The 23,899-nt window shown below is 69.5% G+C and carries 22 protein-coding genes; 19 read left to right on the top strand and 3 right to left on the bottom strand.

Translation table 11 applies throughout. The features are described 5' to 3' along the window. Window positions 1-8 precede the first annotated feature (8 nt). The 5 genes from ACTWNK_RS27535 (at window position 9) to ACTWNK_RS27515 (ending at window position 4,213) form a co-directional block, all read left to right on the top strand. On the top strand, window positions 9-1,097 hold the full coding sequence (locus ACTWNK_RS27535) for a glycosyltransferase family 4 protein (protein ID WP_474307444.1): 1,089 nt from the start codon (window positions 9-11) through the stop codon (window positions 1,095-1,097). Between the two features lie 183 nt (window positions 1,098-1,280). Next, window positions 1,281-2,273, top strand: a complete 993-nt coding sequence (locus ACTWNK_RS27530) for a TerC family protein (RefSeq protein ID WP_474311000.1) — start codon at window positions 1,281-1,283, stop codon at window positions 2,271-2,273. A gap of 111 nt (window positions 2,274-2,384) precedes the next feature. Continuing rightward, window positions 2,385-3,032: a phosphatidylserine decarboxylase gene (locus tag ACTWNK_RS27525; RefSeq protein ID WP_474307443.1), complete on the top strand. Its 648-nt coding sequence runs from the start codon at window positions 2,385-2,387 to the stop codon at window positions 3,030-3,032. Continuing rightward, a complete protein-coding gene (gene pssA, locus ACTWNK_RS27520) occupies window positions 3,019-3,849 on the top strand; it encodes a CDP-diacylglycerol--serine O-phosphatidyltransferase (protein WP_474307442.1) in 831 nt (276 codons plus the stop codon). Before ACTWNK_RS27525 ends, pssA begins: the two co-directional genes overlap by 14 nt. A gap of 94 nt (window positions 3,850-3,943) precedes the next feature. Continuing rightward, window positions 3,944-4,213: a hypothetical protein gene (locus ACTWNK_RS27515; RefSeq protein WP_474307441.1), complete on the top strand. Its 270-nt coding sequence runs from the start codon at window positions 3,944-3,946 to the stop codon at window positions 4,211-4,213. Between the two features lie 7 nt (window positions 4,214-4,220). Here ACTWNK_RS27515 and ACTWNK_RS27510 read toward each other — a convergent pair whose 3' ends face one another. Then, window positions 4,221-4,877, bottom strand: a complete 657-nt coding sequence (locus ACTWNK_RS27510; RefSeq protein WP_474307440.1) for an MBL fold metallo-hydrolase — start codon at window positions 4,875-4,877, stop codon at window positions 4,221-4,223. Between the two features lie 26 nt (window positions 4,878-4,903). Further along, window positions 4,904-5,731, bottom strand: coding sequence for a maleylpyruvate isomerase family mycothiol-dependent enzyme (locus ACTWNK_RS27505; protein WP_474307439.1), 828 nt, complete (start codon window positions 5,729-5,731; stop codon window positions 4,904-4,906). Window positions 5,732-6,079: 348 nt separating this feature from the next. Between ACTWNK_RS27505 and uvrA the strand changes: the two genes are divergently transcribed. The 10 genes from uvrA to whiA all read left to right on the top strand — a co-directional run bounded on the left by uvrA (window position 6,080) and on the right by whiA (window position 19,152). Beyond that, on the top strand, window positions 6,080-8,920 hold the full coding sequence (gene uvrA / locus ACTWNK_RS27500) for an excinuclease ABC subunit UvrA (RefSeq protein ID WP_474307438.1): 2,841 nt from the start codon (window positions 6,080-6,082) through the stop codon (window positions 8,918-8,920). Window positions 8,921-9,936: 1,016 nt separating this feature from the next. Beyond that, window positions 9,937-10,575 carry a hypothetical protein gene (locus ACTWNK_RS27495; RefSeq protein ID WP_474307437.1) on the top strand — a complete coding sequence of 213 codons (639 nt, stop codon included), beginning with the start codon at window positions 9,937-9,939 and terminating at the stop codon, window positions 10,573-10,575. Further along, window positions 10,572-11,909, top strand: coding sequence for a S8 family peptidase (locus tag ACTWNK_RS27490; RefSeq protein WP_474307436.1), 1,338 nt, complete (start codon window positions 10,572-10,574; stop codon window positions 11,907-11,909). The genes ACTWNK_RS27495 and ACTWNK_RS27490 overlap by 4 nt, the downstream gene beginning before the upstream one ends. Window positions 11,910-12,059: 150 nt before the next feature. Then, window positions 12,060-12,494, top strand: coding sequence for a Rieske (2Fe-2S) protein (locus tag ACTWNK_RS27485; protein ID WP_474307435.1), 435 nt, complete (start codon window positions 12,060-12,062; stop codon window positions 12,492-12,494). A gap of 134 nt (window positions 12,495-12,628) precedes the next feature. Next, on the top strand, window positions 12,629-13,093 hold the full coding sequence (locus ACTWNK_RS27480; RefSeq protein WP_474307434.1) for a Rieske (2Fe-2S) protein: 465 nt from the start codon (window positions 12,629-12,631) through the stop codon (window positions 13,091-13,093). A 94-nt stretch (window positions 13,094-13,187) separates the two neighbouring features. After that, on the top strand, window positions 13,188-13,637 hold the full coding sequence (locus tag ACTWNK_RS27475; protein WP_474307433.1) for a Rieske (2Fe-2S) protein: 450 nt from the start codon (window positions 13,188-13,190) through the stop codon (window positions 13,635-13,637). Window positions 13,638-13,727: 90 nt separating this feature from the next. Next, complete coding sequence (uvrC, locus tag ACTWNK_RS27470; protein WP_474307432.1) at window positions 13,728-15,659, top strand: excinuclease ABC subunit UvrC; 1,932 nt, start codon at window positions 13,728-13,730, stop codon at window positions 15,657-15,659. 37 nt (window positions 15,660-15,696) lie between these two features. Then, a complete protein-coding gene (rapZ, locus tag ACTWNK_RS27465; RefSeq protein ID WP_474307431.1) occupies window positions 15,697-16,671 on the top strand; it encodes an RNase adapter RapZ in 975 nt (324 codons plus the stop codon). 442 nt (window positions 16,672-17,113) lie between these two features. Beyond that, window positions 17,114-18,100: a gluconeogenesis factor YvcK family protein gene (locus tag ACTWNK_RS27460; protein ID WP_474307430.1), complete on the top strand. Its 987-nt coding sequence runs from the start codon at window positions 17,114-17,116 to the stop codon at window positions 18,098-18,100. 71 nt (window positions 18,101-18,171) lie between these two features. Continuing rightward, complete coding sequence (whiA, locus tag ACTWNK_RS27455) at window positions 18,172-19,152, top strand: DNA-binding protein WhiA (protein WP_474307429.1); 981 nt, start codon at window positions 18,172-18,174, stop codon at window positions 19,150-19,152. A gap of 607 nt (window positions 19,153-19,759) precedes the next feature. Here the strand turns inward: whiA and ACTWNK_RS27450 are convergent. Beyond that, window positions 19,760-20,305, bottom strand: a complete 546-nt coding sequence (locus ACTWNK_RS27450) for a hypothetical protein (protein WP_474307428.1) — start codon at window positions 20,303-20,305, stop codon at window positions 19,760-19,762. 208 nt (window positions 20,306-20,513) lie between these two features. Here ACTWNK_RS27450 and gap point away from each other — a divergent pair, with 208 nt between their 5' ends. The 4 genes from gap (at window position 20,514) to secG (ending at window position 23,853) form a co-directional block, all read left to right on the top strand. Then, the gene (gene gap / locus ACTWNK_RS27445) at window positions 20,514-21,518 is read left to right on the top strand and encodes a type I glyceraldehyde-3-phosphate dehydrogenase (RefSeq protein ID WP_474307427.1); all 1,005 of its coding nucleotides are present in this window, start codon (window positions 20,514-20,516) and stop codon (window positions 21,516-21,518) included. Next, complete coding sequence (locus ACTWNK_RS27440) at window positions 21,518-22,705, top strand: phosphoglycerate kinase (protein WP_474307426.1); 1,188 nt, start codon at window positions 21,518-21,520, stop codon at window positions 22,703-22,705. Before gap ends, ACTWNK_RS27440 begins: the two co-directional genes overlap by 1 nt. A 33-nt stretch (window positions 22,706-22,738) precedes the next feature. After that, on the top strand, window positions 22,739-23,521 hold the full coding sequence (gene tpiA, locus ACTWNK_RS27435) for a triose-phosphate isomerase (protein ID WP_474307425.1): 783 nt from the start codon (window positions 22,739-22,741) through the stop codon (window positions 23,519-23,521). Window positions 23,522-23,622: 101 nt separating this feature from the next. After that, window positions 23,623-23,853, top strand: a complete 231-nt coding sequence (secG, locus tag ACTWNK_RS27430) for a preprotein translocase subunit SecG (protein ID WP_474307424.1) — start codon at window positions 23,623-23,625, stop codon at window positions 23,851-23,853. Window positions 23,854-23,899 lie beyond the last annotated feature (46 nt).

Genomic DNA, 23,899 nt, shown 5'->3' with positions numbered 1-23,899 from the left:
GACAGGCGATGGGACAGCCGGCCTTGCGGGTGGCCTTCGTGCTCGGCACCAGCGCGGGCGGTGTCGGCAGGCACGTGCGCATGCTCGCCGAAGGACTGGTACGCCTGGGGCACCAGGTCGTGGTGATCGGGCCGCGCTCGGTGGAGGAGGCGTTCGGCTTCACGGCGGCGGGCGCGCGCTTCGCCGAGGTGGCGATCTTCGATCGGCCGAACCCGCCGGCCGACCTGCGCGCGGTCGCCGCGATCAGGCGGCTGACCAGGCAGGCCGACGTCGTACACGCGCACGGGCTGCGCGCGGGCGCCCTGGCCGGGCTGGCGGGCGCGAGGCCGTTGGTGGTGACGCTGCACAACGCGCTCACCGCCGGTGGCCTCGTCGGCGCGGTCTACGCCGTGCTCGAGCGTGTGGTGGCCAGGCGCGCCGCCATGGTCCTCGTGGTCTCGCCCGACCTCGGCGAGCGCATGCGGGCACTCGGCGCGCGCCTGGTGCGGCCCGCCGTGGTGCCCGCCCCCGCGCTGCGTCCCGCGGGCAGGCAGGCCGACGAGGTACGGCGTGAGCTCGGCGCCGGGGATCGGCCGCTGGTGCTGACGGTGGCGAGACTGGCCCAGCAGAAGGGCCTGGAGATGCTGCTCGACGTGGCGGCGGGGCCGTACGAAGGGGTGCGGCCGTTGTTCGTCGTGGCGGGCGACGGGCCGCTGCGGGAGGAGTTGCAGCGGCGGATCGAGGCCGAAGGGCTGCCGGTGCGGCTGCTCGGACGGCGTGACGACGTGGCCGACCTGCTGGCGGCGGCGACCGTGGTGGTGTGGCCGTCGCGCTGGGAGGGGCTGCCGCTCAGCATGTCGGAGGCGCTGGCCGCGGCCAAACCGGTGATCTCCACGGCCGTCGGCGGCATACCCGGGCTGCTCGGCGGCGCGGGCGTGCTGGTGGCCTACGGCGACGTGGCGGGCATGCGGCAGGCCGTACAGGAGGTGGCGGGTGATCCGGTCAGGGCGCGGGAACTCGCGGCGGCGTCGGTCGAGCGGGCGGGTGAGTTGCCCGACGCGGATGACGCAGTGCTGGCGGCGCTGGCGACTTACCTCGGAGTGTCGTCGCGGGGATGATTAGGCTGCGCCAGAGCGTTCTCCTATACTGGTTAGGTTGAGGGAGGGGAGTATCCCTACGCGACAGCCTCGTCATCACGGTGCCTCATTCCATGGGGTCCCCGGGGCTGTCGGTCCGCACGAGCGCGGGCGGGAGAGACCTCCGGCTGTCTGTCATGCGTGCCGGAGGGTTGTCCTATTGTGCTGAGTGTTCCTGTGTGGGCGTGGATTGCCGTCATCGGCGGTCTGCTACTCATTCTCGCTTTCGACCTGTGGATCGTGGACAAGGGCGAGGCCCGCGAGTTCTCGATGAAGCAGGCGACCTTCTGGGTCTGCTTCTATGTCGCGCTGGCCGTCCTGTTCGGGATCGGACTGTGGATCTGGGCCGGTGGCGCCAGAGCCGGTGAGTTCTTCGCCGGATACATCACCGAATACAGCCTGAGCGTCGACAACCTCTTCATCTTCTTCATCATCATGAGCAGGTTCGCCGTTCCCAAGGCGTACCAGCACAAGGTGCTGCTCGTCGGCATCCTGATGGCGCTGGTCATGCGCGGCATCTTCATCGCGCTCGGCGCGGCCGCCCTCGAGCGCTTCAGCTGGCTGTTCTACGTGTTCGGCGCCTTCCTCATCTACACCGCGATCAACCTGATCCGTCAGCACGGCCGCGACGAGGACGAGTTCAAAGAGAACGCCGTGCTCAAGTGGGCCCGCAGGGCCTTCCCCACCACGCCTGACTTCGTCGGTTCCAAGATCTTCGTACGCATCGACGGCAAGCGCATGGTCACCCCGATGCTCATCGTGATGATCGCGATCGGCACCACCGACCTGCTGTTCGCGCTCGACTCGATTCCGGCGATCTTCGGACTCACCAAGGATCCGTTCATCGTCTTCACCGCCAACGCGTTCGCCCTGATGGGGCTGCGTCAGCTGTACTTCCTGCTGGGTGGTCTGCTGCAGCGCCTGGTCTACATCAGCTACGGCCTCGCGTTCATTCTCGGGTTCATCGGGGTTAAGCTGGTTCTCGAGGCTCTGCATGCCAGCGATGTCTCGTGGGCGCCCGCCGTGCCGATCTCGGTGTCGCTGTCGGTCATCGGCCTCACGATGGTCGTGACAACAGTGGCGAGTCTGCTCAAGTCCCGGAGCGACGCGCGGAAGGGCAAGACAAACCCCACCTCCGCGAAGGCGAATCAGGGCTAGCGCAACGTCGGTCGAGGCGCTTTGCTTGTCTCGTTGCGCCGTGTGACCGTTGCGCGTTCTGTAACATTCGCGGCAAAGCGCCTAGTCCGTAGTCACCACCAAAGGTTGTCCGTGTCAGACGATTCTGCTAGCCACAAGTCCGGCCGTGTGCGGCTCGCACGCGGCGTCTCTCCGTGGCTGTTCCCGACCGTGGCGGCTGCCGCCGCGACCACGCTGCTCAGCCGCCGTGACCGGCGCTGGGCGCTCGCGGCCGTACCGCTGACCGCGCTCACGGGAGGAATGCTCTGGTTCTTCCGCGACCCCGAGCGCACTCCCGGGCAGGGCAGGGTGCTTTCGCCCGCCGACGGCGTCGTGCAGAGCATCGACCCGTGGCCGGACGGGCGCACCCGCGTCGCCATCTTCATGTCACCGCTCAACGTGCACGTCAACCGGGCCCCCCTTGCGGGAACCATCACGTCCGTGGAGCATGTGGCAGGTGGGTTCCTGCCGGCGTTCAACAAGGACAGCGACCAGAACGAGCGCGTGGTGTGGCATTTCGCGACCGCGCTCGGTGACATCGAGATGGTGCAGATCGCGGGCGCGGTGGCGCGAAGGATCGTGCCGTACCTGAGCGCCGGTGTGAAGGTCGCCCAGACCGAGCGGATCGGCCTGATCAGGTTCGGTTCCAGGGTCGACGTCTATCTGCCCGAAGGCATCTCGCCCGCGGTCTCCGTGGGGGAGAAGACGGTGGCTGGGGTGACACGCCTTGACCGCGGCTGACGCAGACTGGCGAGGAGCCGAGGAGGAGGAGCCCCGCGGTCCCGTAGGCAAGGCCTTCCGCCTGTCGGCCGCCGACTCGTTGTCGCTAGGCAACGCGCTGTGCGGTTTCCTCGCTGTCTGCGTGCTCGCGTCCTCGGCCATCCAGGCGCTGAAGGAGGGCACCGGGTTCGTTCCCGATCCTCGTTACTTCGCCACGGCCGTCGTGCTGCTGCTCATCGGCGCCACCTGTGACCTGTTCGACGGGCTGGTCGCCAGGCGTTTTCGCGCCTCGGCGATGGGGGCCGAGCTGGACAATCTGGCCGATGTGATCAGCTTCGGGTTCGCGCCTGCCTTCATGATCGTCATTTGGGGCGGTTTCACCGGAACGCTCCCATTGCCTGCCGTGATCGCCGCCGCCGCCTCCGTACTGATCGCCGGATGTGTGCGGCTGGCGAGGTTCGCCTGCGTCAAGACGAAGAGCGGCGACTTCATGGGGCTTCCGATCCCCATGGGCGCGATGACCGTCGTGGCCATCGTGCTGCTGTTCAAGCCCAACTGGTTCTCGCTGGCCGCCGTGCTCGGTGTGGCCTGGCTGATGGTGAGCCGGATCGAGTACCCCAAGCCCAAGGGGCAGCTCGCCGCCGTCGTGCTGGCCTGGATCATGATCAATGTGGCCTGCCTGACCGTGTGGGCCGCCTGGCCCGAAGGCGGCGACACGCCCATCATGATCGGCGCGGCCATGCAGATCGCCCTGGTCACGGCCATTCCGCTGCGCATGCTGTTCTTCAAGCGCGAGCAGCGCAAGGAACGCAAGGAAGCCGAGCGCATCGGCGGCTGACCCACCTCACGCCACGACGCCCCGCCGCCCTCCTGACGAGGGTGGCGGGGCGTCGTCGTTGTACGGCGGGCGGCGCTTCGGCTTGAATGGGGGCATGCCGGTCGCGCCGCGAGAGCACACCCGCACCTACTTCCTCGGCAAACTCGCCGACGAGCTGGAGAGCAGGGGGCTGAGCGTCGTTCTTCGCACCGATCCGCCCTCGCTCCGGGTGGGCGACGGGGTCACCGCCCTGCTCACCGAGACCGTCGACTGCGTGGCCATGGAGCAGGGCTGGTTCTACCGATGGTCGTGGGGTGAGGTCGTGGAGAGCACCGAGCACCCCAAGGCCGCCGCGACGCTGATCGCCCGTATCCTGACCGGCTGAACCCCGCCTACCAGCCCCTCTCGCGCCACTGCGGCAGCGAGGGCCGCTCGGCGCCCAGTGTGGTGTCGCCGCCGTGGCCCGGGTAGACCCAGGTCTCGTCGGGCAGCCGGTCGAACACCCGCTCCACGACATCGGTGTACAGCGCCTCGAACCGCTCGGGGTCCTTCCACGTGTTGCCGACGCCGCCGGGGAACAGGCAGTCGCCCGAGAACAGGTGCTGCTCGGCGCCGCCGCCGTCGTAGAGCAGCGCGATCGAGCCCGGCGTGTGCCCGCGCAGGTGGATCACCTCCAGCGAGCGCATGCCCACCGTGATCCTGTCGCCGTGCTCGACCAGGCGCGAGATCGGCACCGGCAGCCCGTCGGCGTCGAGCGGATGGGCGATCGTGGTCGCGCCGCTCACCTTGGCCACCTGTTCGAGCGCCTGCCAGTGGTCGGGGTGCTGGTGCGTGGTCACGATCGTGGTGACCGGCGCCTGCGACATCAGGGCCAGCAGCCTGTCGGCGTCCGCCGCGGCGTCGATCAGCAGGCCGTCGCCCGTCTCGGCGCATCGCAGCAGGTAGGCGTTGTTGCCGAACGAACCGACCTCCAGCTTGGCGATCGTGAGGCCGGGCAGTTCGCGAACGTCGGCGGGACCGCCCGCCGCGACATTGCCGGTATAGGTCATCGCATGCTCCTCGAAGTGCGCCGTGACTACGGCCGGTCGGTGCGCTCGTCTCCCGGGTATCCGGCCGGTGGATCGGCGGGCAGCCCGATCGGGCTGGTCAGCGCCATCCACGGGGGTGCGTCGGGAACGGCCTGTCCCGTCGCCTTGCGGGCCGATCCCTGCCCGTTCCCGGCCACTCTAAGACCCTCGCCCCACGACCTCCCCATCAGCCAGGCCAGTACGGCACGCGCGTCGCCCTCCACCACGGGGCCCCGGCCCAGGTCCTTCCACTCCAGCGGCGGCCTGCCCGGCTCCACGTCGAGCAGGCGCAGGCCGCCGACCGTGCTGGTCGCCGTGTCCCAGGTGGCCGCGATGTCGTGCAGTTCCGTGGTGAGGAACGGCGTGGGCCAGTCGGCGGGGGAGTAGGCCAGGGCCAGGTCGACGTGGTGCACCTCGATCTCGCGCAGGCGGCGTACCAGGAGGTACCAGGCCGGGTGCGGCGGCGGCCTGAGCGCCTCGACCCGTGACGACCAGCTCTGCGCGGGGTGCTCGGCCAGGGCCACGGCCAGCCGGTCGGCGCTGGCGCGCAGGTCGGCCAGCTGCTCGGCGGCCGGGCGTCCGGATCCCGCCTCGATCTCGGCGTCGCGGATCTGCTGCGAGGGGTACTGCGGGGTCCGGACGCCGGTCCTGGCCCAGGTGAGCAGGTTGACGATGCTGTCGGCGTTGCGGGAGACGTGGGTGAGCAGGTGGCCCCGGCTCCAGCCGGGCAGGGCGCAGGGGGCCGCGACGTCGGCGTCGGTGAGGTCGTCGGACGCGCTCAGGAGGCGCTCGGTGGCCGCGGCCAGCTCGGCTCGCAAAGTGTCGGTCAGCGTCATGGAGACACTTCATCACATGGAAATCTCGGTGAATCGATCGAACGTGTGTGCGGGACGGTGCTCGAAGGGCGTACCGTATGCGGACGGGAATCGAGTGGCCCGCGCGAGGGCACGTGAGCGGCACGTGGTCGGGCATAAGCGGGCTGTTCGTATGGTTGAAACGTCAAGGGCGCCGACGGGGGCGGATGAAACCCGTAGTCTGATGGAGACGCGCGTTGCCCGGAGCCGGGCGGTGCGCCCTGTGGGAGCCGTCTCTCCCCGGGGCCCGTGCGCTCTCACCGGAAACTGTCGGACCCACCCTCTAGCATCCCCCGTGGACCTATCCAGACCTTCGACATCGGGATCACCGTGGCTGACCGCCTGATCGTGCGTGGCGCACGAGAGCACAACCTCAAGGACGTCTCGCTGGACCTCCCGCGAGACTCTATGATCGTTTTCACCGGCCTGTCTGGCTCGGGCAAGTCGAGTCTCGCCTTTGACACGATCTTCGCCGAGGGCCAGCGCCGCTACGTCGAGTCGCTGTCGGCCTACGCCAGGCAGTTCCTCGGTCAGATGGACAAGCCCGACGTCGACTTCATCGAAGGTCTGTCGCCCGCCGTCTCGATCGACCAGAAGTCCACCAGCAAGAACCCGCGTTCGACCGTCGGCACGATCACCGAGGTCTACGACTACCTGCGCCTGCTCTGGGCCCGCATCGGCAAGCCGCACTGTCCCGTCTGCGCCAGGCCCATCGCCAGGCAGACGCCGCAGCAGATCGTCGACCGTGTGATGGAGCTGGAGGAGGGCACCAGGTTCCAGGTGCTGGCCCCCGTCGTGCGCGGGCGCAAGGGCGAATACGCCGAGCTCTTCCGCGAGCTGCAGACCAAGGGCTTCGCCAGGGCGCGCGTCGACGGCACGGTGATCCGCCTGGAGGAGCCGCCGACGCTGAAGAAGTACGAGAAGCACGACATCGAGGTGATCGTCGACAGGCTCTCGGTCAAGGAGTCGTCGCGGCGGCGGCTGACCGACTCGGTCGAGACCGCGCTGCAGCTGTCGGGCGGCACGATCACGCTGGAGTTCGTCGACCTGCCCGAGGGCGATCCCGGCAGGGAGCGGTTCTACTCCGAGCACCTCTACTGCCCCTACGACGATCTGTCGTTCGAGGAGCTGGAGCCGCGTTCGTTCTCGTTCAACTCACCGTTCGGGGCCTGTCCCGACTGCACCGGGCTCGGCACCAAGATGGAGGTCGACCCCGACCTCGTCGTGCCAGACCCGGAGAAGACGCTGGGCGACGGCGCGCTCAACCCGTGGGCCGGTGGCCACACCAGCGAATACTTCGTACGGCTGATCGAGGCGCTCGGCCTGACGATGGGCTTCAATCTCGACACCACGTGGGAGAAGCTGCCGAAGAAGGCGCAGAAGTCGCTGCTGTTCGGGCACGAGGAGCAGGTCCACGTCCGCTACTCCAACCGCTACGGCAGGCAGCGCTCGTACTACACCACCTACGAGGGCGTCATCCCTTGGGTGCAGCGCAGGCATGCCGAGGCCGAGAGCGACGCCATGCGCGAGCGCTTCGAGGGCTACATGCGGGAGATCCCGTGCCCGACCTGCAAGGGCGCACGGCTCAAGCCGGTCTCGCTGGCCGTGACCGTGTCCGGCAGGTCGATCGCCGACGTCTCGGGCATGTCGATCGGGGAGTGCGCCAGGTTCCTGGCCGACCTGACGCTGTCCGAGCGTGACATGCACATCGCCGAGCGTGTGGTCAAGGAGATCAACGCCAGGATGGGCTTCCTGCTCGACGTCGGGCTCGACTATCTGACGATGGACCGGGCCTCCGGCACGCTGGCCGGAGGCGAGGCGCAGCGCATCAGGCTGGCCACGCAGATCGGCTCCGGCCTGGTCGGCGTGCTCTACGTGCTGGACGAGCCCTCGATCGGGCTGCACCAGCGTGACAACATGCGGCTGCTGGAGACGCTGATCCGGCTGCGCGACATGGGCAACACCCTGATCGTCGTCGAGCACGACGAGGACACGATCGCGGCGGCCGACTGGGTGGTCGACATCGGTCCCGGCGCGGGCGAGCACGGCGGGCAGGTCGTCGTCTCGGGCACGGTCGAGGACCTGCTGGCCTCGGAGGAGTCGCTCACCGGGGCGTACCTGTCAGGGCGCAGGAGCATCGCCATCCCCGACAAGCGCCGTAAGCGGGACAAGAAGCGGCAGATCACGGTCAAGGGGGCGCGCGAGCACAACCTCAAGGGCGTCGACATCGAGTTCCCGCTGAGTGTGTTCACGGCGGTGACCGGTGTCTCCGGGTCGGGCAAGTCCACGCTGGTCAACGACATTCTCTACAACGCCCTGGCCAAGGAGCTCAACGGCGCCCGCACGGTGCCAGGCAGGCATGCCCGGATCAACGGCATGGACCAGGTCGACAAGGTCGTGCATGTCGACCAGTCGCCGATCGGGCGCACGCCTCGCTCCAATCCCGCGACGTACTCCGGTGTGTTCGACCATGTGCGCAAGCTGTTCGCCCAGACGACCGAGGCGAAGGTGCGCGGGTACCAGCCCGGGCGTTTCAGCTTCAATGTCAAGGGCGGGCGCTGCGAGGCGTGCGCGGGTGACGGCACTATCAAGATCGAGATGAACTTCCTGCCGGACGTCTACGTCCCCTGTGAGGTGTGCCACGGCGCTCGCTACAACCGCGAGACGCTAGAGGTGCACTACAAGGGCAAGACGATCTCCGAGGTTCTCGACATGCCGATCGAGGAGGCGCTGGCGTTCTTCGACGCGATTCCGGCGATCAAGCGGCATCTGCAGACGCTCAACGACGTCGGGCTGGGATATGTACGGCTGGGGCAGCCCGCCACGACGTTGTCCGGCGGTGAGGCGCAGCGGGTCAAGCTCGCCTCCGAGCTTCAGCGGCGTTCCACCGGGCGCACGATCTACGTGCTCGACGAGCCGACGACCGGGTTGCACTTCGAGGACATCCGGCGGCTGCTCGGCGTGCTCGGGCGGCTGGTCGACGGCGGCAACACGGTGATCGTCATCGAGCACAACCTTGACGTGATCAAGACGGCTGACTGGGTGATCGACATGGGGCCGGAGGGCGGGTCGCGGGGCGGCACGCTGGTGGCGACCGGCACGCCTGAGGAGATCGCGCAGGTCGAGGAGAGTCATACCGGGCGGTTCCTGCGGAAGATCTTGGGGGTGTAGCTCCGGATATTTCGGACTTCTGTCGCGGTTCCGGTTGTGGGGAACGTGGTGGGGGTGTGGCCGATATGGTGTCCTGACTTGTTTTCGCCTCTGTCAGGAGCTCGATGGGCCAGCCCCCTGTTCCGGGTCAACCGGGTGAGTCTGTGATGCCTGGAGGTTCCGGGAGTTCTGGAGGTCCTGGGAGCTCGGGAGGTTCTGGTGCTTCTGGGGATTCCGGGGTTCCTGGTGGGCATGTCGGGCCTGCTGGGAATGTCGGGACCGGAGGGCAGCGCGGGTCTGCAGGACAGGTTGGGGCTGCCGGGTATGCCGAGCCTGGGGCTGGGGTCGGGTATCCGGGGATGGTTGGGCAAGGGGCCTATCCGGCCGGGGCTCGGCCGGGGGCTGGTGTGCCGCCGGTGGGGGTGCCTCCGGTTGGGGTGAATGTGCCTGGGGTTGGCGGGGTGCATCCCCAGGGTGGGGGATTGCCCTCGGGTGAGGCATACGGCCAAGGTGTGCCGTACGGGCAGGAGGCGCTGCATGGGCAGGGCATGCCGTACGGGCAGGGCGTGGGGTATGGGCAGGGGTATGGGCATCCGGGGGTTTTGGGGCCGCAGGTCGGTGACGGGCACTATGGCGGGCCCTGGCAGCAAGCCGGTGGGCATACGCAGCAGAGCGGCGGCTATGCGCATCAGGGCGGGTTCGGGCATCAGGGTGGGCTTGGGCGGCAAGGTGGGCTTGGGCATCAGGGTGAGCCTGGGCAGCAGGGGGGTTACGGGCAGCAAGGTGGCTACGGGCAGTTGGGCGGGCCAGGGCCAGGGCTAGGGGCAGGGGCGGGGCTGGGACCGGGGTCGGGGGCGGGAGCGGGACAGCAGGGTGGGGTGGTTAAGAATGGGATTGGGCGGGTTTTGTTGGGGGTGGCGTTGGCGGGGCTGGGGGTTTTGTTGGTTTTGGGGGGTGGGGCGGTGGTGGTGCATGCGTGGGGGAACGGGCAGCAGGAGATTCGGAACACGGCGTTCTGGCGGAATCTGTGGCGGAATGTGCCTGCGGCGGACATCTTTCCGGAGCGGATCAGCAGGAAGGCCTCGGCCAGGTTCGACCAGACCGCGGTCGAGCATGCGCAGTGGGTACGGCTGGGGATCGCGCCGCAGACCACGTGTGAGGCGGGGCTGAGCGGTGACCTGCTCAAGGAGGCCAAGGCCCAAGGGTGCAAGGGCGTGCTGCGGGCGACGTACACCGACCCGACGGGCGCGTTCGTCGGCACGGTGGCGGTGATCGCGCTCAGGGACGAGGCGGCCGAGCGGGACCTGAGCGCGTACCTGGAGGAGGAGAAGTCGGCGAACTATCCGGACATGGGGGTCAAGGCGTACGCGGTGCCGGGGACGGTCGCGGCGCAGTGGCGTGACTCCAGGCGCAATGCGGTGGCGGGCAGCGCGGTGATCGACCTGTCGATCGACCATGTCGTGGCCGTGTCCATGGGGTCGACCGAGGGCCGGATGGCGGCCGACCTGCCCTCCCCCTGGCGTAGCAAGCGGCCTGGCGCCGAACGTGTCCCGTGGCGGGAGACGGCCTTGGACCTGTCCTACGCCTTCTCCTCGTACCTGAGCGAACTGCAGATCGAGCCCGCTCTCCGGCCTGGCCGGAGCCAGAGCCCCACGCCGAAGGGAAGCACGCGGTGACCGGCCGATCGAGGGGCAGGGCCGTACTCCTGCTCGCCGCCGCCATGACGACGGCCGTCCTGCTGCCTGCGGCGGAGCCGGAGCCAGTGCTCGCAGGCGAGACGCAGGCCGTAGCAGCGGCGTCGGGGCCGCAGGATGCGCCGCCTGTCCGGGCACGTGCCGCCGCAGCCCCTCAGCCCCAGACGAAAGCCCTCCAGCCCCAGACGACCCAGGACTCCCGAACCCAGCCCCGAACCCGTACCCAAGCCCCCCGAGGCTGGGAGGCGGCCGCGCTCGGCCTCCCGGCGGCGCATCGGTCGAGTCAAGGTGAAGGCGTCACCGTCGCCGTGCTGGACACCGGGGTCGTCAAGAGGCACCCCGCCCTGCGAGGACGTGTCACCGAAGGTCCCGACTTCTTCTCGGGGGACGTCAAGCGAGGCTCCAAACTGTGGGGCGTGCACGGCACGGCGATGGCGTACTCGGTGCTCAAGGTGGCGCCGAAGGCCAAGGTGCTCTCGTTGCGGGTGATCACCGACCTGGACGATCCGGACTTCAAGCGGATCAAGAAGACCGAGGCGGGGCGGGACAGCCCGGTCGCCCAGGGGATCAGGTACGCCGTCGACCACGGTGCGAAGGTGATCTCCATGTCGCTCGGGACCGGCGACTCGGCGATCTTCGCCTATGTCGACACCGAGGCGTCGGCCGTCGCCTACGCGCTCAACAAAGGTGTGGTCGTCATCGCCTCGGCGGGCAACAACGGCGGCGAGTACGAGAGCAACAGGACGCAGTTCCCCTCGGCCTACCCGGGCGTGATCTCGGTGGCCGCGCTCGGCCCCGACCTCAGCCGGGCCGAGTTCTCCACGGTCAAGGCGACCACGACGGTGGCGGCGCCGGGCGTCGACATCTGGGCCGCGCGCAATGTGGGCGGCTACGCCTCGGGCAACGGCACCTCGCCCGCCGCCGCCCTGACCTCGGGCGTGGCCGCGCTCATGCTCGCCCGCAACCCGGACCTCACCCCGCTCCAGGTACGGAAGATCCTCACCACGACGGCCAGGCACCCGCAGACCGGCTGGAGCCCGCAGATCGGCTACGGCCTGGTCGACGCGGCGGGAGCGGTCGCCGCCTCGAACCGGCCGCCCGCCGCAGGTGTGACGGCACGCGAGTACAAGGGCAAGGAGTTCCTCGCCCAGCCGGACGGCTCCTCGCGGATGACCCACCCGGCGCTGGACATGACCGTGGTGACGATCGGGGCGAGCGCCGCGGGGCTCGGGCTGATGCTGACGCTGGTGGCGTTCCTGCTGCTGCGCCGCCGGAAACGACGGCCGCAGGGGCCCGGCGCACCCCTGCCGTCGTAGGGCGGCCTCCCCCCTGCGTGGTAGGCCGGGCACCGCCGATGTCGCCCTCGGGGCGGATGCGGGGGCAGGGGGGCCGCGAAATACAGTGGTGCCATCGAACAGGGCCTGGCCTGCAGGGGGCCGGCGGGGGACATGCGGAGGGGCCGACACATGGCTGGCGAAGGACGGGGTTCCGGCATGCCCGGACTCGGGCGGCGTGAGGCGCTGGGCATGGCGGGCGTGGCCGTGTGCGGTGTGGCCCTGGCCGGGTGCGGCTCGGGCACGCCCGCGGAGGCCGTCGTGCCGCCGGGCATCAAGGGGCAGGTCATCGCCAAGACGGCGGACGTACCCGTGGGCGGCGGCAAGGTGATCTCGCAGTGGAAGATCGTCGTGACCCAGCCCGCCTCGGGCGTGTACAAGGCGTTCACCGCCAGTTGCCCGCACAAGGGCTGTGCGGTGAGCAGGCCCGAGGACAACATCATGACCTGCCCGTGCCACGGCAGCGAGTTCGCCGCCGACACCGGCAAGTGCCTCAAGGGGCCGGCCGAGGCGCCGCTGAAGGAGTTCGCGGTCAGGCTCGAAGGCGACGGGATCGTCATTCTCTGACGCGGTCGTGCGCGCCGGTATTCGCGCGCCGGTATTCGTGTGCGGGTATTTCTGCATAGTTCCCAGAGGGCGTCTCGGTCATGCTGAACCGGCATCGGGCGGTCGGCCGTACCGGATCCTGGGAGGAACGCACCATGTCGGAGACCACACGCAGGGCCGTCGTACTCGGCGCGGGAGGCGCGGGACTGGCCGCGGTGCTGTCGGGGTGCGCCGGGTACGGCAACCCGGCGGGCAGCGCGGCAGAGGAGCCCGAGCCGGAGCAGGAGCCCGGGAGCGAGGCGCCCGCAGGCAAGGGCAAGGGCAAGGGCGAGAAGGCGGCGCTCGCCAGCACGTCCGAGATTCCCGAGGGCGGCGGCAAGGTGTTCAAGGCCAAGAAGGTCGTCGTCACCCAGCCGACGCCGGGGGAGTTCAAGTGCTTCACGGCCGTGTGCACGCACGCGGGCTGCACGGTCGACGCGGTCGCCGACGGCACCATCAACTGCCCGTGTCACGGCAGTAAGTTCAGCATCGCCGACGGCTCGGTGGCGGGAGGCCCGGCGCCGGAGCCGCTGGCGGCCAAGAAGATCACGGTGACAGGCGACTCGATCTCGCTGGGCTGAAATCTCGGTAACGGACCGCGCGTTCTTTCACATTCCTCTCAGCACTGTGCGGTTGGTTGATCGCATGCGAGATGACCTGCACAACCGTAGAGCGATGATCGCCGGAGTCGGCGCGAGCGGCCTGGCCGTGGTACTCGCGGCCTGCGGTGGCGATAGCCAGGAGCCGTCGGGAACGGGCGCGACCGCGTCCTCGGCCCCCGCCGCCTCGACGCCCGCGTCCTCGGCGCCCGCCTCCTCCGCCCCTCCGGCGGACGCGGCGGGCGCGCTGACCACGACGGCCGACATCCCCGTGGGCGGCGGAACGATCTTCAAGCAGCAGAAGGTCGTCGTCACCCAGCCCGTGGCCGGGGAGTTCAAGTGCTTCACCGCCGTGTGCACGCACGCGGGCTGCACGGTGGGCAGTGTGGCCGACGGGCAGATCGTGTGCCCGTGCCACAAGAGCATGTTCGCCGTCGCCGACGGCGCCGTGACCAAAGGCCCGGCAACCGAGCCGCTGGCCGAAGTGCCGATCAAGGTCAGTGGGGACTCCATCTCACTGGCCTGACCCCTTCCCCCCGTACGGCGGAGCTTCGCCGTACGGGGGCCTTCGTCGTGGATTTCGGCGCTGTCGGTGGCGGCCGATAGTCTTGGAGGTGTGGCGAGCCCCTTGAGTTTCCGGCCCAAGCCCGGGTCCATCCCCGACTCCCCAGGCGTCTACAGGTTCAGGGACGCCGGCGGCCGGGTGATCTACGTGGGCAAGGCCAAAAGCCTGCGTCAGCGGCTCAACTCCTACTTCGCCGACTTCGCGGGGCTGCATCCGCGCACCCAGACCATGCTCACCACCGCGACCGGCGTCGACTGGACCGTGGTCGGCACCGAGGTCGAGGCGCTGCAGCTCGAATACTCCTGGATCAAGGAGTACGACCCGCGTTTCAATGTGAAGTACCGCGACGACAAGTCCTATCCCTATCTCGCCGTCACGATGGGCGAGGAGTTCCCCCGGGTCCAGGTCCTGCGCGGGGCCAAGCGCAAGGGCACGCGTTACTTCGGGCCCTACTCCCACGCCTGGGCCATCCGCGAGACCGTCGACCTGCTGCTGCGCGTCTTCCCCGTGCGCACGTGCTCGGCGGGGGTGTTCAAGCGGGCGGGGCAGATCGGCAGGCCGTGTCTGCTGGGCTATATCGACAAGTGTTCGGCGCCGTGTGTCGGCCGGGTGACCCCGCAGGAGCACCACGACCTGGCCGAGGACTTCTGCGACTTCATGGCGGGCAACACCGGTCGCTTCATCAAGCGCCTGGAGAAGGAGATGCGCCAGGCGGCGGCCGAGCAGGCCTACGAGAAGGCCGCGCGGCTGCGCGACGACGTCAACGCACTGCAGCGGGCGCTGGAGAAGCAGGCCGTCGTGCTCGGCGAGGCCACCGACGCCGATGTGATCGCCCTGGCCGAGGACCAGCTCGAAGCCGCCGTCCAGGTCTTCTACGTACGCGCAGGGCGCATCAGGGGCCAGCGCGGCTGGGTCGTCGACAAGGTCGAGGAGACCACACCGGGCGAGCTGGTCGAGCACTTCCTGCTGCAGATGTACGGCGAGTCGGCGGCCGAGGCGATGCCGCGCGAGGTGCTGGTGCCCGCGCTGCCGCCCGACGCCGAGGCCGTGGCCGAGCTGCTCAGCGAGCAGCGCGGCGCCAGGGTCGAGGTCAGGGTGCCGCAGCGCGGCGACAAGAAGTCGCTGATGGAGACCGTCGAGCGCAACGCCAAGGAGTCGCTGGCCCAGCACAAGATCCGCAGGGCGAGCGACCTCACCACCAGGAGCAAGGCGCTGCAGGAGATCGCCGAGGGGCTCGACCTCGACCAGGCGCCGCTGCGCATCGAGTGCTACGACGTCTCCCATCTCCAAGGCGAGAACGTCGTCGCCTCCATGGTCGTCTTCGAGGACGGCCTGGCCCGCAAGAGCGAGTACCGGCGCTTCGCCGTCCGGTCGGCCGAGGGCGACGTCGCCTCGATCCACGAGGTCATCACCCGGCGTTTCAAGCGTTACCTGGAGGAGCGCTCGGCGACGGGCGAGCTGGGCGGCGACGCGCTCGGGGGTGAGGGGGCGCCCGTCGAGGGGCCGATCGACCCGGAGACCGGCAGGCCGCGCAAGTTCGCCTACCCGCCCAACCTGGTGGTCGTCGACGGTGGTCCGGCCCAGGCAGCCGCCGCCCAGCGGGCGCTCGACGAGCTCGGCGTCGACGACGTCGCGGTCTGCGGGCTGGCCAAGCGCCTGGAGGAGGTCTGGCTGCCGGGCGACGACCAGCCGGTGATCATGCCGAGGACCAGCGAGGGGCTCTACCTGCTGCAACGGGTGCGTGACGAGGCTCATCGCTTCGCCATCGCCTACCATCGTGCCAAGAGGTCCAAGAGTGTCAAGGAGAGCGAGCTCGACCGTGTGCCAGGGCTCGGCCCGGCGCGCAGGCAGGCGTTGCTCAAGCACTTCGGATCGGTGAAGAGGCTGCGAGAAGCCACCGCGGCCGACATCTGTGAGGTCCCCGGCATCGGTCCTTCGATCGCGGAAGTGATCGTGGCGACCTTGAAGGGGGAGAGCACATGACCGGACGCGCGGTCGTGAGGCCGGAGAAGGAGGATTCATGACCGCTGGACAGGAGCGGGCTGAGGACACGGGCGCCGCGCCCGGGTCGCACGCGCCCGATCGAGACGCGAGAGCGGGCGGCGAGGGCACGAGCGCCCAGGGCGAGCTGCGGCGCGAGGCCGCATTCGTCATCGTCACCGGTATGTCAGGCGCCGGCCGCAGCACCGCGGCCAAGGCGCTGGAGGACCTCGGCTGGTTCGTCATCGACAACCTGCCGCCGGGTCTGCTGTTCGCCATGGCCGAGGAGGCCGGGCGGGTCAAGCTGGCCGCCGACAAGGTCGCGGCCGTCGTCGACGTGCGCAGCCTCGCCTTCACCACCGACCTCAACGCCGCCATCGAGGAGCTCGACGCACGCGGCGTCGCCGTACGCGTGGTGTTCCTGGAGGCCAGCGACGAGGAGCTGGTGCGCCGCTTCGAGAACGTCCGCAGGCCGCATCCGCTGCAGGGCGACGGCAGGCTGGTCGACGGCATCGCCCGCGAGCGCGGCATCCTGCGCGAGGTCCGGGCCAACGCCGACCTGGTCATCGACACCTCCTCGCTCAATGTGCACGAGTTGCGCGGCAAGATCGTCGCGTTCTTCGGCGGGGAGGACCGGCCCGGGCTGCGGGTCAATGTGGTCTCGTTCGGATACAAGTACGGGCTGCCGGTCGACGCCGATCTCGTGGTCGACTGCAGGTTCCTGCCCAATCCGCACTGGGTGCCAGACCTGCGGCCGATGAACGGCCTCGACACACCCGTGCGCGACTACGTGCTGGGGCAGCCCGGGGCCAAGGAGTTCCTCGACGGCTACGAAGAGGTCTTCGGCGTCGTCGCCGCCGGTTACACCCGCGAGGGCAAGAGCTACGCGACGCTGGCCGTCGGGTGCACGGGCGGCAAGCACCGCAGTGTGGCGATGGCCGAGCAGCTCGGCGGGCGGTTGCGCGATCGGGGCATGGAGGTTCAGGTCAGTCATCGGGATGTGGGCAGGGAGTAGGGGCGCCCGGCCGGGTGTGTGGTGGTGGGGGAGAAGTGGGTGGTCCAGATGGTGATGGTCCGGGTGTGGGCGGGGTGGATGTGATTGGCTCTGGCTTGCGTGGAATGACAGGTGGGGAGCCGGGCCGGGCGCGGGGCGTCCGGCCGCGGTGAGGCAGGGCCAGGCCGGTGATCAGGACGAGGCGACCAGGGCAGGACGGCAGTGGCAGGGCCTGGGCGTTCGCCAGGGCGGGAGCCTTGGGGGCCGGCAGGGCAGGGAGACGGAAGGGCGCGCCGGTGACGGGCGCGGGGACGGGAGTCTGGTGGCCGGTGCTGGGGAGTCGCAGGCAGTGACCGGGCGGCGGGATGGGGCTGACGGCCGGGATGCGGCCGGGTCGCAGGGTTCGGCCGGGCGGCACGGGGCGGTCGGGCGGCAGGGTTCGGCCGGGCGCAGGGAGTTGGGGGTGCGGCGGGAGTTGTCGGACGCGCCCCTGGCCGGTGGGCCCAAGGTGGTCGCGCTGGGGGGCGGGCATGGGCTTTATGCGTCGTTGTCGGCTTTGCGGGCGGTCACCAGGGAGTTGACGGCCGTGGTGACGGTCGCCGACGACGGCGGATCGAGCGGCAGGCTCAGACGCGAGCTCGGCGTGCTGCCTCCCGGGGACCTGCGGATGGCGTTGGCGGCGCTGTGCGGTGACGACGAGTGGGGGGCCACGTGGGCCGCGGTCGTCCAGCACCGTTTCGGTGACGCGGCCCAGGGCGCCGGACAGGCGCAGGGCGACATTCACGGGCATGCCGTCGGCAACCTGCTGATCGTGGCGCTCTGGGAGTTGCTCGGCGACACGGTCGCGGGGCTGGACTGGGTGGGCAGGCTGCTGGGCGCGCACGGCCGGGTGCTGCCGATGGCCTCGGTGCCGCTGGACATCGTGGCCGAGGTCGAACTCGACGGCGTGGTGTCGACCGTACGCGGGCAGGTGGCCTGTGCCTTGACGCCCGGGCGGGTGCAGGCGATCTCGCTGGTGCCCGAGGATCCTCCGGCCTGTGAGGAGGCCGTACGGGCGGTGCTCGACGCCGATTGGGTGGTTTTCGGGCCTGGGTCGTGGTTCACCAGTGTGCTGCCGCATCTGAAGGTGCCCGAGCTGGCCAGGGCGCTGCATGCCACGAAGGCCAGGCGGCTGGTCAATCTGAACCTGGCGCCGCAGCCGGGCGAGACCGACGACTTCTCGCCGCAGCAGCATCTGGAGGTGCTTCGCCAGCACGCGCCGGACTTGTCGGTGGATGTCGTGCTTGCCGATATCGGGGTGGTCGACGAGCCCGACGCGCTGGAGAAGGCGGCCGACTCGCTGGGGGCCAGGCTGGTGATGGCGCAGGTCGCCGCCTCCGACGGGTCGCCGAGGCATGACCCACGACGTCTTGCCTCCGTCCTGGACGAGATTTTCCTCCAGAAGCGTTGATCCTGGTCGGCGCGGCCGGAAGGTGCGAGAGACTGCTGTAGGCCGGTCTGTATGGGGGAGGACTAACGCTTATGGCAATGACGGGTGTGGTGAAGGACGAGCTGAGCCGCCTGCCGGTGCTGAAGCCTTGCTGCCGCAAGGCCGAGGTGTCCACGCTGCTGCGGTTCGCGAGCGGGCTGCACCTGGTGGGCGGGCGCATCGTGATCGAAGCCGAGCTCGACACCAATGCCACCGCGCGGCGGCTGATCAAGGACATCGGCGAGGTGTTCGGGCACAAGGCCGAGGTCATGGTGTTGGCGCCTGCCGGGCTGCGCAAGGGGTCGCGTTATGTCGTGCGGGTGTACCGCGACGGCGAGGCGCTGGCCAGGCAGACCGGCCTGATCGACAATCACGGGCGTCCCGTTCGCGGGCTGCCGCGTCAGGTGGTGGCGGGGGCCTCCTGCGACGCGGAGGCGGCCTGGCGGGGAGCGTTCCTGGCACACGGCTCGCTGACCGAGCCCGGGCGTTCGATGTCGCTGGAGGTGACCTGTCCCGGGCCCGAGGCGGCCCTGGCGCTGGTCGGCTCGGCACGGCGACTGAAGATCCACGCCAAGGCCCGTGAGGTACGCGGGGTCGACCGGGTCGTGGTGCGGGACGGCGACGCCATCAGCGCATTGCTGACCAGGCTCGGCGCCCACGACAGCGTGCTGGCGTGGGAGGAACGCCGGATGCGCCGCGAGGTGCGGGCCACGGCCAACAGGCTGGCCAACTTCGACGACGCCAACCTGCGCCGTTCGGCCCGCGCGGCCGTGGCGGCCGGGGCCAGGGTGCAGCGGGCGCTGGAGATCCTGGGCGAGGAGGCGCCGGACCACCTGGTGATCGCCGGACGCCTCCGGGTGGAGCACAAGCAGGCCTCGCTGGAGGAGCTGGGGCAGATCGCCGATCCGCCGCTGACCAAGGACGCGATCGCCGGACGCATCAGACGCTTGCTGGCGATGGCCGACAAGCGGGCTTCGGACATCGGCATCCCCAACACCGAGGCCAACCTCACTGTGGACATGCTTTCGTCGTAGGGGGCCTGACGGGATCTGTCGGGCGGTTGGGTTACGCCGTGGGGGGGCTGGGCGGGCGCGTTGCTCTTGCTGGACGCCTTTGCGTTTGAGGGGCGTTTTTGAGGGCGGGTGCGCGGGGCGCGGGCTGGGGCTTGTGGCGGTTGCTTTGTGCCGCTTGGCGCTGCCGGTGATGGGTCGCGGGGCGGTTCGCCGTGCGTATGTGCGTGCGTACGTACGTGCGTACGTGTGTGCGTGTGTGCGGGCTCTGGGCGTTGTCGTGTGACTGTTGGGCGGCGTGGCGGCGTGGCGGCGTTCGGAGGGCACACCTGCCCTCCGAACGCCGCCACAACGCCTGGGACGCCAGGACTGCGGCGCTTCCCGTGTTCGCAACGCCTGTGCTCGCAACGTCCGTGCTCGCGTCGCAGAGCGAGGTCGCACGCTGGTCTCGTCAGGCGGTCTGCTCGGCCATGCCTGCTCAGCCCGAGGCAGGGGCAACGACAGGCGCCACGCTAGGCCAGCAGACAACACGTGGGCGGATCACAGGCTCGGCCTCGCCGTCCAGCCAGGCCAGACCAGGCCGTGTCGTGTGGGCGGCCTCGCCAGACGCGCACTCCTCACCCCGCGCAGGTCACCGGTGTTGGCGGGGGTCCTGGACCGGCTCGAAGGCTGAGCGGTACTGGGGCTCCTCCTCCACCGGACCGGCCCCCGCCCCCACATCCGCAGCCGCCGCCCGCCGACTGCGCCCCAGCGACACGGCGGACAGCAGGCAGGCGGTCACGGCGGCGAGGCCGGGGACCAGAGGGGGGACGAGGTGGGCGGTGAGGGCGGTGACGAGGTCGGGCCAGGCCTGGGCGGCCACCGTGAGGAGGCTGCCGAGCTCCAGGGGGGAGTGGAAGAGCGCCATGACCGCGGCGTGCATGCCGAGTGCGGCTCCGGCTCCGGCCAGCAGCAGGGCGAGCACGGGGACGAGGGCGGAGGTGGGGCGGCCCGAGCGCATGGCCAGGGCGACCAGGACGCCGCAGGCGATACCGGCGGCCAGCACGGTGGTGGTCGCCACGGCGGTCGGCAGCGGGTTGGACCAGTACACCGCGGCGCCCGCGACCACGGCGGCCACGACCAGCGCGATCAGCCCGAAGAGCGTACTTCGGAGCAGTCCCGACGAGCCTTTCGCCATCTGAGCCCCCAGCGATCAGACGTGTTTACTGTGTCGAGTCGGGCACTTTACTCGAACCGCGCAAATGACGAGTCTCGAACTGCCAAAGACAGGGCGGGACCTGAAGTGGTCTAAACCAATTTGCTTCCGATAGGGTTCGTGGTTGAGGTAACAGCCCGCCACGTCGCCGGACGCTTCCGGCGCAAGACGTACGAGGAGATCGGTTTCGATGACCATCCGCGTAGGTATCAACGGCTTCGGTCGCATCGGTCGCAACTTCTGGCGAGCGGTCGCGGCCAGCGGCAAGGACATCGAGATCGTCGCGGTCAACGACCTGACCGACAATGCGACGCTCGCCCACCTGCTGAAGTACGACAGCATCCTGGGCCGCCTGCCGTACGAGGTGAAGGCCACGGCCGACGAGATCATCGTCGACGGCAAGGCGATCAAGGCGTTCGCCGAGCGTGACCCCGCCAAGCTGCCCTGGGGTGAGCTGGGTGTCGACGTCGTGGTGGAGTCGACCGGCTTCTTCACCGACGCCAACAAGGCCAGGGTGCACGCCGACAACGGCGCGAAGAAGGTCATCATCTCGGCCCCGGCCAAGAACGAGGACGTCACCGTCGTCATGGGCGTCAACCACGACAAGTACGTCGCGGCCGAGCACACGATCATCTCCAACGCCTCCTGCACCACCAACTGCCTGGCGCCGCTGGCCAAGGTCCTCAACGACAACTTCGGTATCGACAAGGGCCTGATGACCACCATCCACGCCTACACGCAGGACCAGAACCTGCAGGACGGCCCGCACAGCGACCTGCGCCGCGCCCGCGCCGCCGCGCTCAACATCGTGCCGACCTCCACCGGCGCGGCCAAGGCCATCGGCCTGGTGCTGCCCGAGCTCAAGGGCCGCCTCGACGGCTTCGCGCTGCGCGTGCCGATCCCCACCGGCTCGGCCACCGACCTGACCGTCGACGTCAACCGCGAGGTCACCGTCGAAGAGGTCAACGCCGCGTTCAAGGCCGCGGCCGAGGGCGAGCTCAAGGGCTACCTGACCTACACCGAGGACGACATCGTCTCCGCCGACATCGTCACCGACCCCTCCTCCTGCATCTTCGACGCCGGTCTGACCAAGGTCATCGGCAACCAGGTGAAGGTCGTCGGCTGGTACGACAACGAGTGGGGCTACTCCAACCGCCTCGTGGACCTCATCGAGCTGGTGGGCGCGGACCTCTGATGCGCTCGGTCGACTACTCCGACGTGAAGGGCCGGCGCGTGCTCGTGCGCGCCGACCTCAACGTCCCCCTCGACGGGGACGTGATCACGGACGACGGGCGCATCCGCGCCTCGGTTCCGACGATCAAGCGGCTCGCCGCCGCCGGTGCGCGTGTCGTCGTGACCGCGCACCTCGGCAGGCCCAAGGGCGAGGCCAACCCCGCGTACTCCCTCAAGCCGGTCGCCGCGCGTCTGGGCGAGCTCCTCGGCGCCGAGGTGGCCTTCGCGGGCGACGTGGTGGGGCCGAGCGCCAGGCAGACCGTCGCCGAGCTGGGCGACGGCCAGGTGGCGCTGCTGGAGAACCTTCGCTACGAGAAGGGCGAGGAGTCCAAGGACGACGCCGTGCGTGAGGCGTTCGCGGCGGAGCTGGCCGCGCTGGCCGACCTCTACGTGGGCGACGGCTTCGGCGCGGTGCACCGCAAGCACGCCAGCGTCTACGACGTGCCCGCGCTGCTCCCGCATGCCGCGGGCGGGCTGGTCCTGGCCGAGGTCGAGGTGCTCAAGCGGCTGACCGAGGACTCCGAGCGGCCCTATGTGGTCGTGCTCGGCGGGGCCAAGGTCTCCGACAAGCTGGGCGTCATCGCCAATCTGCTGACCAAGGTGGATCGGCTGCTCATCGGCGGCGGCATGGCCTACACCTTCCTGGCCGCGCAGGGCCACGAGGTCGGCCAGTCGCTGCTGCAGGCCGACCAGCTCGACCAGGTGCGCGGCTTCCTCAACGAGGCGGTCAAGCGCGGCGTCGAGCTGGTGCTGCCGGTCGACGTGCTGGCGGCCACGCACTTCGCCGAGGACGCCGAGTTCGAGGTGGTCGACGCCACCGCGATCCCGGCCGACCGCCAGGGCCTGGACATCGGCCCCAGGTCCAGGGAGCTGTTCGCGGGCAAGCTGGCCGACGCGCGCACGGTGTTCTGGAACGGCCCGATGGGCGTGTTCGAGTTCGAGGCCTTCTCCGGGGGCACCAGAGCGGTCGCCGAAGCGTTGATCGCATCGGAGGCCTTCTCCGTGGTGGGCGGTGGCGACTCGGCCGCGGCCGTGCGTCAGCTCGGACTGCCCGAAGATGGTTTCTCCCATATTTCCACCGGTGGCGGAGCGAGCCTCGAGTACCTCGAAGGCAAGACCCTGCCCGGACTCGCGGCCCTGGAGGCATAGCGTGCAGGCAAATCGGGTGCAGGTGAGCGGGCGATGACCACGCGAAAGCCGCTCTTCGCCGGCAACTGGAAGATGAACCTCAACCACCTGGAGGCCATCGCACTCGTCCAGAAGCTGGCCTTCGCCCTGTCGGACAAGGACTTCGACAAGGCCGAGGTGGCCGTGCTCCCGCCGTTCACGGATCTGCGCAGTGTGCAGACCCTGGTCGACGGCGACAAGCTGCGCATCGTGTACGGCGCGCAGGACCTGTCGCCGCACGACGGCGGCGCCTACACCGGCGAGATCTCCGGCGTGATGCTGGCCAAGCTGGGCTGCACCTACGTGACGATCGGCCACTCCGAGCGGCGGCAGTACCACCGCGAGGACGACGCCCTGGTCAACGCCAAGGTGCAGGCGGCCTACCGGCACTCGATCACGCCGATCCTGTGCGTGGGCGAAGGCCTGGCCGTGCGCCAGGCGGGTGGGCAGGTCGCGCACAGCCTCTCGCAGCTCGACGGCGCCCTGAACAAGGTGACCGCCGAGCAGGCCAAGAAGATCGTCGTCGCCTACGAGCCCGTGTGGGCGATCGGCACCGGCGAGGTCGCCACGCCCGACGACGCGCAGGAGGTGTGCGGCGCTCTTCGGGCGCGACTCGCCGATCTGTATGACGCGGAGGTGGCGGACGCGGTCCGTATCCTTTACGGTGGCTCGGTCAAGTCGGATAACATCGCCGGGATCATGGCTCAGCCCGACGTCGACGGCGCCCTGGTCGGGGGTGCCGCACTCGACGCGGCGGAGTACGTTAAGATCTGCCGTTTTGGCGAATTGTCCAGCTGACTGAGGCGTTCGGGGGGTACGACTTGACATCACGTCGTACCCTCTAGAAGCAAGTTTGAATCGTCGCGACTGTACTTCGTATCAGAGGAATCAGGTCACCCGTGATTATCGGAATCTCCGCCGCCCTCATTCTGGCGAGCTGTCTCATGATCCTGCTTGTGCTGCTCCACAAGGGCAAGGGCGGCGGGCTGTCCGACATGTTCGGCGGCGGCTTCTCGTCGAACTTCGGCGGTTCCTCGGTCGTCGAGCGTAACCTCGACCGCCTGACCATCATCACTGGTGTCGTATGGTTCGTGTGCATCATCGCCCTGGGTCTCCTGCTCAAGCCCTGACCCCCGGTAACGACGTACACAGCGTGACAGTGATTCTCCCCCGTGT

Source organism: Nonomuraea sp. IBHARD001, from assembly GCF_056106265.1.
This window is presented reverse-complemented; position numbering and strand designations above follow the sequence as displayed.